The sequence below is a fragment of the Stenotrophomonas sp. STEN063 genome (genome assembly GCF_056854515.1).
In genome coordinates, this window is sequence record NZ_JBXFWF010000001.1 from 185429 (window position 1) to 203282 (window position 17854).

The following is a 17854-nucleotide window of genomic DNA, read 5'->3' on the forward strand; positions in this document are numbered from 1 at the left end:
CGCTCCGTTTGGGTGCCGGATTTCCGATTTCGTGACGCGGAACGTCTTTTACCGAGGGAGCGGTGTCAGACGAGGTCATTTTCATGACGCAAGGCCAGCAGGAGCAGGTCATTGGCGCGCCGGCAACCGAGCGACTCCATCATCCTCGCCCGGTGGGTTTCCACCGTTTTGATGCTGATGCCCAGATCGGCGGCGATCTCCTTGGTGGTCTGGCCGCTGCCCAGGCGCCTCAGGATCTGCTTCTGTCTTGGGGACAGGGCTCCAATGCCAGTCGCACGCTCCTTGCCCATCAGTGGCGCAAGCATCTTCGCCGAGATATGCGGGCTGAGGAAAACCTGGCCCGCGTGTGCTGCACGCAGTGCCAGTTCCAGTTCTGCGGGCGCTGCGTCCTTTACCAGGAAGCCCACTGCGCCGCGATCGAGTGCATCGCGGACATGCGCGACGTCATCGTGCATGGACATCATCACCGCACGGGCATGTGGCAGCCGCTGGCGGATATCGCTCAGCGCCTCGAGCCCGGAACGGCCCGGCAGGGAAAGATCCAGCAGGATCAGGTCCGGCACATGGAACAAGGCCATCTCCAAGGCCTGGTCTGCATTGCTGGCTTCGGCCACCACCTGGATGCCGTCGAATGTCTGCAGCAGCCGGGTAAGCCCGGCGCGAACCAGGGTATGGTCGTCGACAATAAGAACGCGCACAGTGGACCGGGTCATATCGGAATGCTGCACCTTAGCGGAGCAGGGGCGCAGGCGCCAGCGTGACTATTGGTAGGGTGCTCACCGGTTGCGGCGACTGTCGGCAATCTGTTTGCGGTGCAGGCGGAACAAATGCCGCTCCAGCGCCGCCATCAGTGCATCATTCTGGGTTTCAAGGTGTACCCAGAGCTGCGGACCTTGTTCGGTATCTGCCTCGGCAAGTACGACCACCGGCAGTTCGATGGCATCCGGTAGCCATTCGGCGGGTTGCAGGCTGACAGTGCCGGGTGTTCCCGGGGCAATTCCTTCAAGCTGATCGCGTTGCAGCCGCAGGCCGTGCCGCGACCAGCGCAGGGCGACCGGGCTCGCAGCGGGAGACTCGCGCTGCAGCAGGCGGCCCAACAAGACCAGGGTCAGGTCGAGCCGTGCCTCCAGCCGCTGCAACTGCAGGCTGTTGTCGTTGCGATCATCGCTGCCGTCGTCCGCATTTCGGGCATCTTCGACCAGCGCGATGCTGCGCAGGAGCATTTCCGCGCTACCTGGGCGGCGCAGCTTGGTGTTTGCTTCAAATACCGCCGGCAACGACAGCGCGCAACTGAGCGTGTCGTTGAACAGCTCGGTTTCAGCGGGATGGTCGATGCCGGTGCTGTTCATCCCAGGGTTCCGGCTTGCTGGTAGGCGTTGACGGCGCGGCTGGTCTGGCGTTCGGCGCGCAGTTGCATGGCCGCCTCGTCACGCAGTTCGCGCATCCGGGTGGCAAGGCCGTGCTGCTGTTCCAGCAATGCCTGCAATGCATCTGCGCTACCCGTTGCGCCGTTGGCCTCGATGTAGCCCCGCAGGCGCGCGTCGTGAGCGGCGACGATCTGTTCGGCGCCGTCGTGGTCTTCCGCGTCGATGGCGTTCTTCAGGGCGTCCAGGTCTGCATGCAGGGCATCAAGCACCTGGCTGGCGGTATCGGCCATCAGCGCGCCTCACTGGCAATGGGCAGGGTGCGCTGCTCGGAGGGAATGGCATTCCAGGCGGATTCGATTTCGGTCATCAGCGACAAGGACTCCTGCAAGGCGTTGACGTCATTGTTGAGGTTGCCCTCGGTCAGGCGGTGCAATACGTACTCGTACAGCGAGGACAGATTGGCCGCGACGTCGCCGCCAGCCTCATGGTCCAGCGAACCGTTGAGATGGCCAATGATGGCACAGGCTTCACCGATGGCCTTGCCCTTCAGGGCTTGGTCGCCACTGGCCAGGCAGGCTTCGGCGCGGCGGATGCGCTCGCCCGCACCTTCAAGCAGCAAGGCAACAAGGCGATGAGGGTCCGCATCGACGACACGGCTGGAAACGCCGACCTTGCGGTATTGCTCGGCATAGTGGCGGTTGGCACCGTACATGTGGATGGAACTCCTTGTTATCAGCCGCTTCGCGAAGTGTTCGTCAATGCGGCAGGTGGTGGGTATAGGTCGCTGGTCGCTGCGATATGGCGTTTATCAGGACTTGGAAGCCAGCTGCTGGCTCAGGTAGTTGCTGGTGCTTTGCATGCCCGCGACCAGCGTGTCCATCGCGGTGAACTGCTTGGTGTAGCGCTCGGACACCTTCTCCATGCGCGCATCCAGTGCGTCCAGGTCCTTTTCCAGCTTCTTGATCTGCTTGTTCAGGGAGTCGGTGCGCTGGGTCAACGTGCCGGTGCTGTCCAGGTTGCTCTTGAGCATGCTGGTCATGCCGGTGGAAAGCGCGCCCTTGCTGCCAAACAGTGCCTCGGCTGCGCCGGGGTTCTCCGCAACGGTCTTGTCGAAGGTGGTAGCGCTGAAGCTGAGGGTGCCGTCCTTGTTGATGGCAACGCCGAGCGCTTTCAGGTCGACGACGTTCGCGCTCAACTGACTGCGCATCTGCTGCTGCAGGCCGCGGATCATCGAGTCGCCGGTCAAGGTGGATGCCTTGTCATTGGTGGCGTCGTAGCTGGTCGAGCTTTTCAGCAGGCTGGTCGTCGCGTTGTAGGCGCTGATGAAGGCCTGCAGGTTGATCTTCAGCGGCGAATTGTCCTGTGCCACCGTCAATGTGCGGGTGGTGCCAACCTCGGCCTTGCTCAGGTTGAGGGTGACGCCGGGAATGATGTCGGTGATCGAGTTGCTGCTGGATTCGCGTTCGAAGCCATCCACGCTCACCTTGGCATTGGCGGCGGCGGTGGTTTGGGCCATGCCGCCGGCAGCTCCGTCCCAGGTCAGCGCCGACAAACCACCATTGCCACCGCTGGCGGTGACCTTCAGCGCTCCCTCGGTGCCGGCGTCGACGGCATTCATCACCAGATGCTGGCCATCGCTGGCGGTGATGATGGTGGCGTTGACGCCCTTGCCGTTGGCGGCCTTGTTGATGGCGGCGGCAATCTCGGTCAGCGTTGACCCTTCGGCGATATCGACGTCAAGCGTCTTGTTGTCGCCCCATGCGAAAGACAGTTTTCCGTCACCTACCTTTGCATCAGCGGCGAAGGCGCCGGAGCTCAGTTTCTGGGTTGTCGCCAGGCTCAGCACTTCAACGTTGTACGTGCCTGCTGTCGCCAGTGTCTTGCCGGTACCGGCATCGGTGATGATGCTGGCGCTGAAGCCGGAGTTCTCCGGAACGGTAGCCTTGTAGGAACGGGTGTCCGCGCTCTTGACCATGGCCTCCAGCGAGGCCTGCAGGCCAGTCAGCGAGCTCTTGATGTTGCCCAGTGCCGACAGCTTGGCGGTGGCCGCCGTTCCCTGCGAATTGATGCGGTTGTCCGCAGGCTTGCGCTCGGCAGCGACCAGTTTGGCAACGATGGTCGGGATGTCGAGGCCGGAGCCGACAGCAGCGAGGGAGGAGGTGGCCATGCTATTTCCTTGGTCTAGGCTGAAGGACGCCCTTGCAGGTATCCCTTGTATCGGCACACATGCCCAGCAACTTTAGGCAGGCGGCGGCGTTTGCGTGCACTCCATGCAAGCCGCGTGCCGTTACGACGTTGCGGCGGACCAAGGCCTTCCCATGCACAAAACCCCTGCCGACTGGCAGGGGTTTTGGCTACATCTGGATCGGCGCCGGTGTAAGGGCGCCGCCTTGTGCTTAGCCCAGCAGGCTGAGCACGCTCTGGGTGGAGCTGTTGGCCTGGGAGAGCATGGCGGTACCGGCCTGCTGCAGGATCTGGTTGCGGGTCAGCTCTGCGGTTTCCTTGGCGTAGTCAGCGTCACGGATGCGGCTACGCGAGGCGGACAGGTTTTCCGAGGTGGTCGACAGGTTGGAGATGGTGGAGCTGAAGCGGTTCTGGATCGCACCCATGTCGGCACGCGAGCTGTTGACGGCGGTCAGTGCCTTGTCGACGATTTCCAGTGCCTGCTGCGAACCGGCGACGCTGGAGATGTCCAGATCCTTCAGGAACTTGGTGCCATTGGCAGCGTTGGCGGCCACGGTGCCGGCGACGATGCCAGCGCCTGAGTAGGTCAGGCCAGCGGCGTCGGTCTTGGTGGCGTCGGTGAAGGTGAAGTCCTTGCCAGCCTTGACCGAAGTCATGGTCAGCTTGCCGTCCTTGTCGACTGCTGCGTAAACACCGGTCTGGTCCATCTTCTCGTTGATGGCTGCTGCCATCTTCTTGCTGACGTCGGTACCGGTGTCGCCGACGGCAACCTTGACGGCTTCGATGTCGATGTTGTTCACCTTCATGCCGCCGATGGAGCCAGCCGAGGTGGCTGCACCCGATGCCAGCGCAGCGGTCGAGGTCTGGGTAGCAGCGAAGCCGGCGCGGCCCAGCGCATCGATGTTGGAATCGACGATGCTGTTGATGCCGATGGTCTGGCCAGCGTCAGCACCAACCTGGAACAGGGCGCCGGAGAAGGTGCCGTCCAGCAACTTGGTGCCGTTGAAGTTGGTCTGGTTGGAGACGCGGTCGATTTCCTTCAACAGCTGGTTGACTTCCGAGTTCAGCGCTTCGCGGTCGGTCGAGGAGTTGGTGGCGTTGGACGACTGCACAGCCAGCTCGCGGATACGCTGCAGGTTGTTGCCGATTTCGACCATTGCGCCTTCAGCGGTCTGGGCCAGCGAGATGCCGTCGTTGGCGTTGCGGGTAGCAACGTCCAGACCGCGGATCTGGGTGGTGAAACGCTCGGAGATGGCCAGGCCAGCGGCGTCGTCCTTGGCGCTGTTGATGCGCAGGCCCGAGGACAGGCGCTGGATCGAGGTGGCCAGGCTGGTGCCGCTCGTGTTCAGGTTGCGCTGAGCGTTGAGCGACATGATGTTGGTGTTGATGACTTGTGCCATGATTTCGGATTCCTTTTTGTCGTTTGATCCGGCAGCTCAACCTGACCGGTACTGGGTGCAGTGGGAGGTGCCGTAGGGGCCGCAGTACCGCTGCTGATATCAATAACGGCAGCACCCTCCCACGCTTTAGGGCTTCCGTAAGATCTGATTGACAAAAATCGCCGTCCAACGGGCGGGGGCGCCTTGGATATGTTTATGGGAGCGGTGTAAACCGCGAAGCCGGTAGTGCATACGGCCCTGTGGGTTCTGCGATCCGACAATGTGCCAGTTTCGCGGCTCACGCCGCTCCCACAAACATCAAGAACAGAAAACCCCGGCAAGCCGGGGTTTTTGTTTGAACATGTGGAGCGTGCTTACTTCAGCAGGCTCAGCACGTTCTGCGGCACTTGGTTGGCCTGGGCCAGCATGGCCGTACCGGCCTGCTGCAGGATCTGGGTGCGGGTCATCTCGGCGGTTTCCTTGGCGTAGTCCGCATCGCGGATACGGCTACGGGAAGCGGAGAGATTCTCCGAGGTGGTGGCCAGGTTGGCGATGGTCGAGGTGAAGCGGTTCTGGATCGCACCCATTTCCGCACGCGAGCTGCTCACCGCGGTCAGTGCCTTGTCGACAATTTCAATTGCGCGCTGCGAACCAGCGAAATCGGAAATGTCCAGGTCTTCCATGTGGCGGGTGCCGCCACCATTGGCAGCGACGCCGGCTGCTGCGGTGGTTGCGCCCAGATCGGCCGCCAGCGAGACGGTGATGCCGGTGCCGCCAGTCAAGGTGCCGTTGGTGATGCCGCCAAAGTCCTGGCCGGCCTTGACCGAGGTCAGCTTCAGCTGGCCGCCTTCGATGGTTGCGTACATGCCGGTCTGGTCCAGCTTGTTGTTGAAGGCCTGTGCAACCTTCTTCTGCACGGCCGCTGCATCGTCACCGACTTCAATCTTGATGTCGTCAAGCTTGATCTGCGAAGCAGACGCCGCGCCGGCCGGGGTGACGCTGACGGTGATGCCGCTGATCGAACCGGAGGCAGTCGCTGCGGTGCCGCCGATGCCGGCGCCAGTCACGTTGTCGGCGAAGCCGGACTTGCCGAGCGTGTCGATGTTGGCGTCGACGATGGCATTGATGCCGATGGTCTGGCCCGAGTTGGCACCGACCTGGAACAGGGCACCGGTGAAGCTGCCGTCCAGCAGCTTGGTGCCGTTGAAGCCGGTCTGGTTGGCAACGCGGTCGATTTCCGACAGCAGCTGGTCGACTTCGGCGTTCAGTGCTTCACGGTCGCTGGGCGAGTTGGTTGCATTGGACGACTGCACCGCCAGCTCACGGATGCGCTGCAGGTTGTTGCCGATCTCGACCATTGCGCCTTCGGCGGTCTGGGCCAGCGAGATGCCGTCGTTGGCATTGCGCACGGCGACATCGAGGCCGCGGATCTGGGTGCTGAAACGCTCGGAGATGGCCAGACCGGCGGCATCGTCCTTGGCGCTGTTGATACGCAGGCCCGAGGACAGACGCTGGATGGACGTCGCCAGGCTGCTGCCGCTGGTGTTCAAGTTGCGCTGAGCGTTCAGCGACATGATGTTGGTATTGATGACTTGTGCCATGGGACTTCTCCGTTGTGTTCGGTGACGTACTGCGTGTGAGGAGGCGGAAGCGGTGCGGATTGCGGAATCAGCGGATCATGTTGAACAACGACATCGACTGCATCTGGGTGAAGATGGTCTGTGCCGCTTGCAAAGCCGCACCTTCGAGCTGGTATTGCCCGATGGCTTCGGCGTAGTTGAGGTCGCGTAACTGCGACAGGGAACTTTCAAGCGTGATGCTGCTGGCCTCGCGCAGCGATGCCGCATCATCGATCGACTTGAGTTGGGCGCCGCCGGCGGCGCGTGCATCGATCAGGCTGCCCGATGCGCGGGCGACATCGCGGATGCTTGCCTGCAGTGCGTTCTGTTGCGCGGTGCGGCCGGCTTCGGTGGAGGTATCCATCTGCAGTGTCTGCACCAGCTGGTCGATGGTGCTGAACACATCACGGGTGCTGGCCTGGCCGGCGGTGAATGCATCGCCCGCGGCTGGCGTGCCTTCAATGCGCACGCGCAGCCCCTGGAAAACGATATCCTCGCCAGTCTTGTAGGTGCCGGTGCCAACCACGGTGTTGCTGGAATCCACTACTTCGTAGGTATCTGCCGCGGTGAAGCGCAAGGTGTAGCTGTCGCCGTTCCAGTTGCCGGAACCGTCGCGGCTGATATCGGTGAGCACTGCCTTGCCGGTATTGCCGGCGACAGCGGCCGCATCAACCGTGCCGTCGCCGGTACGGATGCGCAGGAAGACTTCGCTGCCTGGCAGAGCATCCTTGACGAAGGTGCCCGGCGCGATCTCGACCTGGCGCTGGATCTGGTCGCCGTTGTAGGTGACGGTCCCATTGGCAAGGGTAAACGGTGCGGCACCGTCGGCGGCGCCGCCAAACAGGTAGCGGCCGTTGCCATCGGTGGTGTTGGCCAAGGCCAGCATCTGGTCCTTGATCGCCTGCAACTCGGCCGACACCGTCTTGCGGTCCTCGACGGACAGCGCGGCGTTGTTGGCCTGTACGGTCAGATCGGAAACCCTTGCCAACAGCTCATTGGCCTGCGCCAGCGCGTTTTCCTGCAGGCCGAGTCGGTTCTGCGCGGTATTGGCGTTCTTGCCCAGCTGTTCCATCTCGGCCAGCACGCGATCCAGGTTCACCGCGGTGCCGGAGGCGACGGGATCATCCTTGGCAGTGACGATCTTCTTGCCGGTTGCCAGCTGCTGCTCAAGATGATTCATCTTGCTCTGCTTGGACAGCATCAGCGAGACCGACTGGTCGTACATCATGTTGCTGGAGATACGGTTACTCATCAGCCCACCGCCTTCAAGATCGTCTGGAACATGGTGTCGGCGGTGGAGATCAGCTGCGACGCTGCCTGGTAGGCCTGCTGCAGCCGGAGCATGTCCGCCGCTTCCTCATCAAGGTTCACACCCGAGATCGAATCGCGCGATGCCTTGGCGTTGTCGTTGATCACCTGCTGCGCCTGCAGCGAGTAATCGGCGGCACGCGCGGCAGAACCAATCTGCGTGGTCAACCCGCCCAGCGCGCCGTTCAAGGTGACGGTGCCGCCATTGAATGCCTTGGCATCTTCAACATTGGCAAGACGCGAGGCGTTGCCGTTGTCACTGGAGCCTGCAGCGGTCTTGCCGATGTCGAAACGGTCGCCAGCGGCCGGCTTGCCATCGAGGACGACGCTCCAGCCATTGGCGCTGATGGTCTGGCCCGGCGTGTACGGGTAGGGGCCAGCGCCATCGATGGTGTAGTTGTTGGCGTCGACGAAGGTGATTGCTGCCGGGTTGAGCAGGGCGGGGTCACCGGCGTTCAGTACGTCCAGTTTGCCGAGCACACCGGTGCCGGTATTGCTCAGCACGGCGGTGCCCTTGACCGGATTGGCGGCAGCGATGCGCGAGGGATCGGTGATCGCCACAGACAGATCATTGGTGGCGTTGGCGGTGGGTTGCAGCAGGAAGCGGTCCCCCGTTGCCGGCGTACCGCCGACAACGAACTGCACGCCATTGACCACGAACGGATCTGCAGCGGTGCCGGTGCCGGTCATCGGTACCGCAACGCCGGTATCGGCACGCGTCGCCTGCCAGTTCGTGCCGTCGAACTTCAGCAGCAGGTTCTGCCCATCCAGCGCGGCCAGGTCGCCATAGCTGGCGGTGAACGTCGCGCTGCCGGTGTTGCCGCTATGGCCGGCGATCTTCGGCGCACCGAGATTGAAGAAGTTGCCGCCCATATCGCCGTACAGATCCATGCCTTCGGCATGCGCCTGGTTGAACGACTGCGCCATGCCGACTGCAATCCTGCCGAGTTCGGCCTGCGCAGGCGTCAGCACGGTTTCGCGGAACTCGAGCAGGCCGCCGATCTGGCCGCCCAGGGCCTTGCTGTCCAGGGTCACGGTCATGCCTTGGGTCTTGATCGCAAGGCGCAGGCGTTCGGGCTGGTAAGGGTCGGTCGCGGTGGTGATCTGCGAGGCGGTGGTGCCAACCACCAGCGCATGTCCACCGGCGGAGTAGACGTTCATCACGCCGCCGTCCTGGATCACCGCGGTGCCGCCGGTATAGCCGACAAGTTTGGAGATCAGCTGGTCACGGCGGTCCAGCAGGTCCGGCGCGGCGGCAGCGGCATTGCTGCCGATCGCACCATTGATCTGCGCGATCTCCGAGGCCAGCCGGTTCACCTCGGTGGCGGCCGAGATCAGGCCGTTGTTGACCTCGCTGTTCAGGCTGTCGAGGTTGCCGTTGAGCTGTTTGAAGCGGTTGACCAGGGTGCTGGCGTTGTCCAGCACATCACGCCGGTCAGCGGTACCGGAGGCATTGGATGCCAGTCCATTGACGGCGTCAAAGAAGTTGGACCACACGCCATTCACATTGGTGGCAGCATCGGAGAACAGCGCATCCACGCGGTCGGCCATGCCGGACAGCTGCTGCAGCCGTGCCAGCTCGCCATTGCTGTCGAGCAGGCGCGAGATCGCCAGCTGGTCGGCGACACGGCGGATGTCGGTGATCTTGGTGCCGTTGCCAACGTCGCCATAGCCCACGTCGCTGGGATCGCGCGTGGCGAAATCCACCTTCTGCCGGCTGTAGCCGTCAGTCTTTATGTTGGCGACGTTGTGGCTGACAGTGGCCAGCGCCCGTTGGAAGGCGATCAGCGCGCTGGTGCCGGTGGAAAGAACATTAGACATGGACGGCTATCTCAACGACGGGTGATGCCGGCAAAACCGGCGTTACTGGCAAAGGTCTGGCCCAGGCGCGCACCCGCATCACCGATGGCGGCGACGGCGCGCTGGATGGTCGGGCCCGCGGCAATGGCGGCGATTTTGGCGGCGTACGAGGGGTCGGTGGCATAGCCGGCACGCTGCAGCCCTTGGGCGAAGCTACGCACATCGCTGCCGGCGCTGAGGGCTGCCTGGTAGCGGGGGCTGGTCTTCAGCATGCGGACGTAGTCGCCAAAGCTCTCCGCCATCGAACCATAGGCACGGAAGCTGGCAGTCTCGTTGCGGCGCTGGCCGTTGACGTATTCATGGGTGCCGGTGGTGGCGCGTTCGCCGCTCCAGCCAGTGGCCTTGATGCCGAACAGATTGTGGCTGCTGTCACCGTTGTCGCGCTTGATATGACGCTTGCCCCAGCCGGTTTCCAGCGCGGCCTGGGCAACCAGTGCGCGAGGATCGACACCGAGCTCACGCGCGGCGCGTTCGGCGTGCGGCCAGATGCTGGCTACGAAACCTTCGGGGGTGTGCTTGCCGAGCTTGTCGGCAGCTGCGCTGGCGGTGGTGGTATCAACGGCGTCACCACGTTCGGCCGCCGACACCTTGCTCCAGCGGTCATTGCCCATCGCCCAATCGGCAGACAGTTCGGCCGGGGCAGTTCCCTGGTAGGGATTGGTGTTGTTCAAGGACGCATGGAAGCTGCTGCTGTCGCGGCCGGCAATCAGATCCAATGCCTGCGCCTGTGGCGCCATGTAAGTGGACTGGTCATTGACGTCCAGCGAAGACAGCGGATCCTCGTCGATTGCCGGCGCTGCCCCCAGCGGTAGGCCGTTGGCAGCGGGAGCGGCCAATTGATAGGCACGTGCCGCGGCGGCTGGTTTGATGCTGGGATCGACCGGTACGCTGGCTGCGCCTTCGGCACCGCCGAGCTGACGCGCGATCATGGCCGACAAGCCGAGCCCACGACCGCGCGTCATCGCTTCGGCAATGCGCTGGTCGTACATTTCGCGGAACATCTGGTTTTCACCCGGGAACAGCGAATCGCCGAAGCTGGCATCGCGCATGCTCTTGACCAGCATCTGCGCGAACTGGCCTTCCAGCTGGCGTGCAACCTTGTCGATCTTCGCCGGATCATTGGCGATGGCCGGATTGAGTTCCAGCGAGGGCGCGGCGATACGCATGTCAGATCACCTCAAGGTCGGCGGTCAGCGCGCCGGCCTGCTTGAGTGCTTCCAGGATCGCGATCAGGTCGCCCGGTGCCGCGCCAACTTCGTTGACCGCACGAACGATCTCGTCCAGGGTCGCGCCGCCGTCAAAGCGGAACATGCGGCTGCCTTCGTTGCTGGCGGTGATTGTGGATTGTGGTGTGGCGACCGTCTGGCCACCGCCAAAGGCGTTGGGCTGGCTGACCTGGGTCGATTCGCTGACGGTCACCGTCAAGGAACCGTGTGAGATCGCTGCCGGGCTGACCCGTACCTGCGAGCCGATCACCACCGTGCCGGTACGCGAGTTGACGACGATGCGTGCCGGCGCGGTGCCTGGCGAAAGCTCGACGTTCTCGATGCGCGCCAGCATGCCGATGCGTGCGCCCGGGTCCGTCGGGGTCTGCACCGAAACAGTGCCGCCATCCACCGCACGTGCCGACCCTTCGCCGAAGGTGGCATTGAGTGCATTGACCATCCGCGAGACGGTGGTGAAGTCGTTCTGGTGCAGGTTCAAGGTGATGTCACCACCACCAGCGAAGACGTCGGGCAGAGCACGTTCAACCGTGGCGCCATTGGGAATGCGACCGGCGCTGGGAATGTTCACCGAGACGCGAGAACCATCCTTGCCTTGTGCACCAAAGCCGCCAACGATCAGATTGCCCTGGGCGATCGCATAGACCTGGCCGTCGATGCCTTTCAACGGGGCCATCAGCAAGGAGCCGCCGCGCAGTGATACCGCATTGCCGATAGAGGACACGGTGATGTCGATGGTCTGGCCGGGCTTTGCAAACGGCGGCAGCTCGGCATGGATGGCAACCGCTGCAACGTTCTTCAGCTGCGGATTGACGTTAGCCGGAACATTGACGCCCAGTTCGCCAAGCAGGTTCTTCAAGCTCTGTACGGTAAACGGCGCCTGGCTGGTGCGGTCGCCGCTGCCATCCAGGCCAACCACAAGGCCGTAACCAACCAGTGCATTGCCGCGCACGCCACCGACCTGGGCCAGGTCCTTGATCCGCTCTGCGTGAGCGGGCAGGGCGACAGCCAGTGCCAGCGCGGCGAGGGCGAGATAACGCTTGAAAGAGAAAGTCTTCATCACAGTGCTCAGAACAGCGCAAACGCCGAGTTGAAGAAACGGCCCAGCCAGCCCATCGCATTGGACTGTGCTACCGCGCCGCGGCCGCCATAGGCGATGCGTGCATCGGCAACTTTGCTGGAGGAAATGGTGTTGTCCGGGTTGATGTCTGCAGCACGCACCACGCCCTGGATCTGCACCAGCTCATCGCCCTGGTTCAACCGCAGGTTCTTCTGGCCCTGCACCACCAGGTTGCCGTTGGGAAGGCGCTGGATCACGGTGACAGTGACGCTGCCCTGCAGGCGGTTGCTCTGCGCGCTGTTGCCCTTGCCGGCGAAGTCACGCTCCGACGATGCGGAGGCACCGAGGATGTCCTTGCCGCCCAGTGTCACCGGTGCGCCAAACAGGGTCGGGGTACCAACGTCGATATCGGACTTCTTGCTGATCGCGGTGCTGGCGGTGGTGGTGGCCATGGTGTTCTCCACCAGGGTGATGGTCAGCAGGTCGCCAACATCACGCGCGCGCCTGTCGCCATACAGATTCAAGCCAGGGCCGGCGGCGTAGATCGCGCCAGCCGTTGGCGCTGCGGCCTGCACGACGATGGGCTGGACCGGTGCCATCGGTGCATAGGGCCGCACATCGCCCGCCAGCGTGCAGCCACCTATCAAGGCGGCGCACAAGGCGATGGAAAGTTGGCGCAGGAGTGGGGTGCTGCTCATGACGGTATCCCTTGGCGACCAATCAGACGTTGTTGTTGAGGTAGCCGAGCATCGAGTCGGTGGTGGAGATGGCCTTGGCGTTCATTTCGTAGGCGCGCTGTGTTTCGATCATCGACACCAGCTCTTCGACCACGTTGACGTTGCTGCCTTCCAGCGCACCCTGCACGACGGTACCGAGGCCATTGAGGCCGGGCGTGCCGTTCTGCGCCGGGCCCGATGCGGTGGTTTCCAGGTAAAGGTTCTCGCCCTTGGCTTGCAGACCAGCAGGGTTGATGAAGTCGGTAAGCGTCAAGGATCCGATTTCGACTGATGCGGCTTCGCCAGCCATCTTCACGCTGATGGTGCCGTCGGTACCGATGGTCAGCGATTGCGCGCCCTCGGGAATCTGGATGCCGGGCTGCACCGGGTAACCACTGTTGGTCACCAGTTCGCCCTGTGCGTTGATCTGGAAGCTGCCGTCGCGCGTATACGCCGACGTACCGTCGGGCATCATCACTTCAAAGAAGCCGCGGCCATTGGCCATCACGTCAAGCGCGCGACCGGTCTGCTGCTGGCTACCTTGTTCGAAGTGCTTGGAGGTGGCGACGACACGTACACCGGTACCCAGCTGCAGGCCGGTTGGCAGCTGCGTCTGTGCCGAGGACGAACCGCCGGGCTGACGTACCTGTTGGTACAACAGGTCTTCAAAGCTGGCGCGGTCGCGCTTGAATCCGGTGGTATTGGTGTTGGCCAGGTTGTTGGAGACAACCGACATGCGTGTCTGTTGCGCATCCAGACCGGTCTTGGCGACCCACAATGCCTGATTCATGGTGCGATTCCTTGGTGACTGATACCGGCCGATTGGCCCTTGCCTGTGTCAATGCATGGGCCGTGCCAAAAATGCCGCCGGAATGTCGACGCTGCTTTCAGTAAGGCTGCTGTGTGTTCATCCGCGCCGTAGCTGCTTTGCCAACAGCGCGCAGTCGAAGGCATGCGTTTATCCGCAAGCAGCGCAAGCCGAAGGGATGAATGGGGAGTTGCTTCTTTGACGCATCAGGCGGGCAACACACCGCCGTTGCCCTGTTGCGTTCCCCGTAGCAGGGGAGGGCGCGCACTGTGCGTGCGCGTGGGTTCTACGATCAGCCGTTCAGACGAAGCAGGCTGTTTGCGCTGCGCGCGTTTTCGTCACCATGCTTGATGACCTTGACCTGCATTTCAAACTGGCGCTGCAGCTGGATCATCTGCACCAGCGCGCCCGCTGCATCCACGTTGCTGGATTCCAGCATTCCGCTGTCCAAGGCCTTGCCCTGGCGCTGGGCAAAAGGCTGCTGTGGATCGGTGTTGCGCATCAGCCCGTCTAGGCGTCGTTCCAGCCGCTCATTGGGTGCATCAACCACGCGCAGCCGGCCAATCATCGCCATCGTTTGTGGGCCTTCACCCAACGGAATGATCGACAAGGTGCCATCGTGGCCGATCTCCATTGCCTGGCGCGGTGGCACCGCGATCGGATTGCCGTTGTCATCGAGAACCGCATTGCCTTCGGCGGTCACCAACTGTCCGTTCGGCGTCAGCGACAAGGCGCCACTGCGGGTATAGGCCTCACTGCCATCGCTGGATTGCACCGCCAGCCAACTGCCCGGCTGCAGCGAAAGATCCAGCGAATTGCCGGTGATCTGCTGCGCACCAACGCGGCGGTTGAAACCGGCATCGACGTGTACGGCATCCACGCGCGACGGAAAGCCCGGTCCCTGGATGCGGAACGCTTCGGTATTGGCCAGTGCTTCCTTGAAGCCCGGCGTATCCGAGTTGGCCAGGTTGTGCGACACCGTGGCCTGCGCCTGCAGCGAGGCGCGGGCACCGGTCATGGCAACGTAGAGGGCTTTGTCCATAGGGCGGGGATTCGAGAGTTGGGATTCAGGGTTGGAAAGCGTAAGCAGGGTTGGTGCAGAGGTCGGCGAAACGCTTCAATCCACACGCCTTCCCATCAAGAAACAATCTCAAGGAAAGACAATGGCGGGGTCGGGTCAGGAATCGATGAATTGCCGGCCAATTCCCGATCCCGCCTCGCCAAACCCAGAGTCAACGGATATTGATGATGCTCTGGGTGATCTGGTCCTGGGTGGACACCATCTGCGCGTTGGCCTGGAAGTTGCGCTGGGCAACGATCATGTTGACCAGCTGTTCGGTGAGATCCACCGTTGAGGCTTCCAGCGAGCCGGCCTGGATCTGGCCCAGGTCCGAGGTGTCAGGTGCACCGGTACGCGGGGTGCCTGAAGAGAAGGTTTCTACCCACAGGTTGTTGCCCTGGTTCTGCAGGCCCTGCGGGTTCTTGAAGGTGGTCAGTGCAACCTGGCCCAAGGCCTTGTCATCACCGTTGGTGTAGCGCGCGTAGACCACGCCCTCCTCGGAAATGCTGATTTCATTGAGCTTGCCGGCGGCATAGCCATCCTGGCGGGTATCGCGCATCGCGAACTTCTCGCCGTACTGGGTGGCGCCAGACACGTTCAAGGTCAGGTTGACCACGCCGGCACCGGTGGCCGGGGTGAACGGTGCCAAGGGGATGTCGCCGTCGGTCGGGCTGGTCAATGCACCGGCGTTGGAGAACTGCAGCAACGACGGTGCGCCGGCGGACTGGCCGTCGATGTAGTTGTATACCTGCCACTCGTTGGGATTGGCAGTCTTCACGAAGTACGAGGTCTGGGTGTGGCTGACGCCCAACGAGTCGTAAACGGTGACGCCACCGGTGGAATGGTTGTAGCTGTTGGAATCGGTCGGATCGAAGGTGGCGATCGTCGGCTGCGGTGCGTTGCCGGGCAGGGTGAAGGCCATGTTGACCAGGGTGCTCTGCTTGGGCGGGCTGTCGGTGGTGAGCAGCTGCAGGTCGGTCAACTCGCCGTCGAAACGCGTGCCATCGGCGCTGGGCGCGAATACCTGCAGGCGCGCGCCTTGCGGATTGATCACGTAGCCGTTGTTGTCGGTCTGGAAATTGCCGGCGCGCGAATACACGCGGGTACCGTTCATGCTCATGGTGAAGAAGCCTTCACCGGCTACCGCCAGATCCAGGCTGCGGCCGGTCTGGTCGATGTTGCCCTGCGAGAACTGCTGCGCGACGTTGGTCAGGCGCGCGCCTGAACCAACGGCATTGCGCGACAAGCCATAGCTGGTGGCATTGAACAGGTCGGCGAACTCGGCGCGCGACTCCTTGAAGCCGACGGTGTTGACGTTGGCGATGTTGTTGGCGGTGACATTCAGGTCCGCGTTGGCCGCGTTGATGCCCGACAATGAGACGTTGAAGCCCATGGCGATACTCCTGGGAAAACGAAGAGGGGGCTCAGCTGACGCGGAGCACGTAGTCGAGCGGGGCAGTGCCCAGCCCCTTGAGGTTCAGGTACAGGCCATCGGAACCCACGGTCACGCTTTCCACTTCTGCCTGCACGTAGGTGCTGAGCTTGCTCTGCGCACCAGCGGTGTCGGTATGGGTGGCGGTAACGGTGTAGCTGCCAGCCGGCATCCGCTTGCCGTCGGCGTCGGTGCCGTCCCACTGGAATGCCACCTCGCCGGCGGCATTCGCCGGTACGGTCAATTGGGTGACCTTCACGCCGTTGGCATCGGTGATGTCGACAGTCACCGAACCGGCCGATGGCGCGGCAACGGTGCCGCTGGCGCCACCTTCGGCCTCCAGCGCGACCTTGGTCGAGGGCACCATCACTTCGTGGCCGACCAGAGCCGCGCCACGCAGCACCTGGTCGCTGGCCATGGATTGCTGGAAGCCCTTTACCGAGGTGTTCAGATCGGTGATGCCCTGCACCGTGGACAGCTGCGCCATCTGCGCCACCATCTGGCTGTTGTCCATGGGCTTGGTCGGGTCCTGATGCTGCAGCTGGGTGGTCATCAGCTTCAGGAAGTCGGCCTGGTCCAGCGAGCTTTTGTTCTTGCTGGTCGTGGTCGTCGTGTTCGGGGCAGTAAGCCCAAGCGAACTGTACAAATCGTTGTTGACGCTGGTGCTCATGTCGGCAGATTCCTGGGGAGCGGGCTCAGCGGCCCATCGTCAGCGTGGCCAGGGCAAGTTCCTTGGCAGTGCTGAGCATTTCCACACCGGCCTGGTAATTGCGCGAGGTGGAGATGAGGTTGACCATCTGCGCGACCGGATCGACGTCGGGCGAATACACGTAGCCCTCGCCATCGGCCAAGGGATGGTTGGGTTCGTAGCGTTTGATCGGCGCAGCGTCGCTCTGCGCGATCTCCTTGACCTGCACGCTGGTCAGGTTGGGATCGGAGCGACTGGTAACGGCCTGGAAGATCGGTTCCAGCGGCTTGTAGACCGCCTCGGGTGAGCCGGCGATCGAATCGGCATTGGACAGGTTGGAGGCGATGGTACTCATGCGCACCGACTGCGCCTTCAAGGCGGAACCGGCGATATCGAAGATGGGCAGATTGCTCATGGCGTGCTTCCTTACTGGCCAGTGATTGCAGTGAGCATGGTCTTCACCTTCGACTCGACGAAACTCAACGAGGCGCGGTACTCCAAAGCGGCACGGCCGTAGGCGGCGCGCTCGGTATCCGGATCAACGGTGTTGCCGTCCAAGCTCGGCTGCGCGCCTTCGCGCAGGATCTGGAACGGGTTGAGGCCGGCGTTGCCACCTATGGCGTAATGCTGCTCGGCCGTGGTGTTGAGCAGGCCATTGCCGCTGGTAGCACCCTGGGCGTTGCGCAGGGCGGCGTCGAAATCGAGGTCGCGGGCCTTGTAGCCGGGCGTGTCGGCATTGCTGAGGTTGCTGGCGATCAGCTTCATGCGCTGCTCGCGCAGCGGCATCGCCTGGGCATGGATGCCGAGATAGTTGGAAAACAGGTTGGCCATGTGGAACCTCCCACGGAACGTTGCCGGGGAAGCTGCAAAACCTGTGCCAGAAAGCCATGTAGTGCCGAGCCATGCTCGGCAGGGGCGCCACAAGAGAGCCGCCCCGACGCTGCAGGAGCGGCGTAAGCCGCGAAACCAGCGCTGCGTCGGCCCGCAAAGAGCCGACCCCTCCCCAACCCCTCCCCTTGGCTTCGGCAAAGGGAGGGAGCGAATCTGTAGTGGGGGGGGCGCCGCGGGGGGGGGGGGGGGGGGGGGGGGGGGAGGGGGCGCCGGGGCGGGGGCCGACAGCGCGCCGCGCGGGGGGTGGGACCGCGGGGGG

18 protein-coding genes are annotated in these 17854 nt (G+C 63.1%); all 18 read right to left on the bottom strand.

The annotated features are described in order from the left end of the window. Positions 1–65: 65 nt before the first annotated feature. The 18 genes from AC1VWL_RS00760 to flgB all read right to left on the bottom strand — a co-directional run bounded on the left by AC1VWL_RS00760 (position 66) and on the right by flgB (position 17535). The gene (locus tag AC1VWL_RS00760) at positions 66–698 is read right to left on the bottom strand and encodes a response regulator (protein WP_481614657.1); all 633 of its coding nucleotides are present in this window, start codon (positions 696–698) and stop codon (positions 66–68) included. Positions 699–776: 78 nt separating this feature from the next. Beyond that, positions 777–1349 carry a PilZ domain-containing protein gene (locus AC1VWL_RS00765; protein ID WP_482985389.1) on the bottom strand — a complete coding sequence of 191 codons (573 nt, stop codon included), beginning with the start codon at positions 1347–1349 and terminating at the stop codon, positions 777–779. Continuing rightward, the gene (locus tag AC1VWL_RS00770) at positions 1346–1657 is read right to left on the bottom strand and encodes a hypothetical protein (RefSeq protein ID WP_482985390.1); all 312 of its coding nucleotides are present in this window, start codon (positions 1655–1657) and stop codon (positions 1346–1348) included. The genes AC1VWL_RS00765 and AC1VWL_RS00770 overlap by 4 nt, the downstream gene beginning before the upstream one ends. Next, positions 1657–2079, bottom strand: a complete 423-nt coding sequence (fliS, locus tag AC1VWL_RS00775) for a flagellar export chaperone FliS (protein ID WP_482985391.1) — start codon at positions 2077–2079, stop codon at positions 1657–1659. The genes AC1VWL_RS00770 and fliS overlap by 1 nt, the downstream gene beginning before the upstream one ends. A 96-nt stretch (positions 2080–2175) precedes the next feature. Then, positions 2176–3534, bottom strand: coding sequence for a flagellar filament capping protein FliD (gene fliD / locus AC1VWL_RS00780; protein ID WP_481614636.1), 1359 nt, complete (start codon positions 3532–3534; stop codon positions 2176–2178). A 229-nt stretch (positions 3535–3763) separates the two neighbouring features. Then, a complete protein-coding gene (locus AC1VWL_RS00785; protein ID WP_482985392.1) occupies positions 3764–4951 on the bottom strand; it encodes a flagellin in 1188 nt (395 codons plus the stop codon). A gap of 353 nt (positions 4952–5304) precedes the next feature. Then, positions 5305–6531 carry a flagellin gene (locus AC1VWL_RS00790; RefSeq protein WP_481533969.1) on the bottom strand — a complete coding sequence of 409 codons (1227 nt, stop codon included), beginning with the start codon at positions 6529–6531 and terminating at the stop codon, positions 5305–5307. A 67-nt stretch (positions 6532–6598) separates the two neighbouring features. Continuing rightward, positions 6599–7801 carry a flagellar hook-associated protein FlgL gene (flgL, locus tag AC1VWL_RS00795; protein WP_481533970.1) on the bottom strand — a complete coding sequence of 401 codons (1203 nt, stop codon included), beginning with the start codon at positions 7799–7801 and terminating at the stop codon, positions 6599–6601. After that, positions 7801–9678 carry a flagellar hook-associated protein FlgK gene (gene flgK, locus AC1VWL_RS00800; protein ID WP_482985393.1) on the bottom strand — a complete coding sequence of 626 codons (1878 nt, stop codon included), beginning with the start codon at positions 9676–9678 and terminating at the stop codon, positions 7801–7803. The genes flgL and flgK overlap by 1 nt, the downstream gene beginning before the upstream one ends. A gap of 11 nt (positions 9679–9689) precedes the next feature. Further along, positions 9690–10883 (bottom strand): flagellar assembly peptidoglycan hydrolase FlgJ, encoded by a 1194-nt coding sequence (flgJ, locus tag AC1VWL_RS00805; RefSeq protein ID WP_482985394.1) that lies wholly within the window; start codon positions 10881–10883, stop codon positions 9690–9692. 1 nt (position 10884) lies between these two features. Continuing rightward, entirely contained in the window at positions 10885–12000 is a 1116-nt protein-coding gene (locus AC1VWL_RS00810) for a flagellar basal body P-ring protein FlgI (RefSeq protein ID WP_481533973.1), read from the bottom strand. Positions 12001–12008: 8 nt separating this feature from the next. Next, complete coding sequence (gene flgH / locus AC1VWL_RS00815; protein WP_282271506.1) at positions 12009–12698, bottom strand: flagellar basal body L-ring protein FlgH; 690 nt, start codon at positions 12696–12698, stop codon at positions 12009–12011. A 22-nt stretch (positions 12699–12720) separates the two neighbouring features. Next, positions 12721–13506, bottom strand: a complete 786-nt coding sequence (flgG, locus tag AC1VWL_RS00820) for a flagellar basal-body rod protein FlgG (RefSeq protein WP_303746374.1) — start codon at positions 13504–13506, stop codon at positions 12721–12723. A 310-nt stretch (positions 13507–13816) separates the two neighbouring features. Then, positions 13817–14566 carry a flagellar basal body rod protein FlgF gene (locus AC1VWL_RS00825; protein WP_482985395.1) on the bottom strand — a complete coding sequence of 250 codons (750 nt, stop codon included), beginning with the start codon at positions 14564–14566 and terminating at the stop codon, positions 13817–13819. A gap of 190 nt (positions 14567–14756) precedes the next feature. After that, positions 14757–15977: a flagellar hook protein FlgE gene (gene flgE, locus AC1VWL_RS00830; protein WP_481533975.1), complete on the bottom strand. Its 1221-nt coding sequence runs from the start codon at positions 15975–15977 to the stop codon at positions 14757–14759. A gap of 31 nt (positions 15978–16008) precedes the next feature. Then, positions 16009–16686 (bottom strand): flagellar hook capping FlgD N-terminal domain-containing protein, encoded by a 678-nt coding sequence (locus tag AC1VWL_RS00835; RefSeq protein WP_481533976.1) that lies wholly within the window; start codon positions 16684–16686, stop codon positions 16009–16011. A gap of 25 nt (positions 16687–16711) precedes the next feature. Next, positions 16712–17119, bottom strand: a complete 408-nt coding sequence (flgC, locus tag AC1VWL_RS00840) for a flagellar basal body rod protein FlgC (RefSeq protein ID WP_482985396.1) — start codon at positions 17117–17119, stop codon at positions 16712–16714. A gap of 11 nt (positions 17120–17130) precedes the next feature. After that, complete coding sequence (gene flgB, locus AC1VWL_RS00845) at positions 17131–17535, bottom strand: flagellar basal body rod protein FlgB (RefSeq protein WP_481533978.1); 405 nt, start codon at positions 17533–17535, stop codon at positions 17131–17133. Positions 17536–17854: the final 319 nt, after the last annotated feature.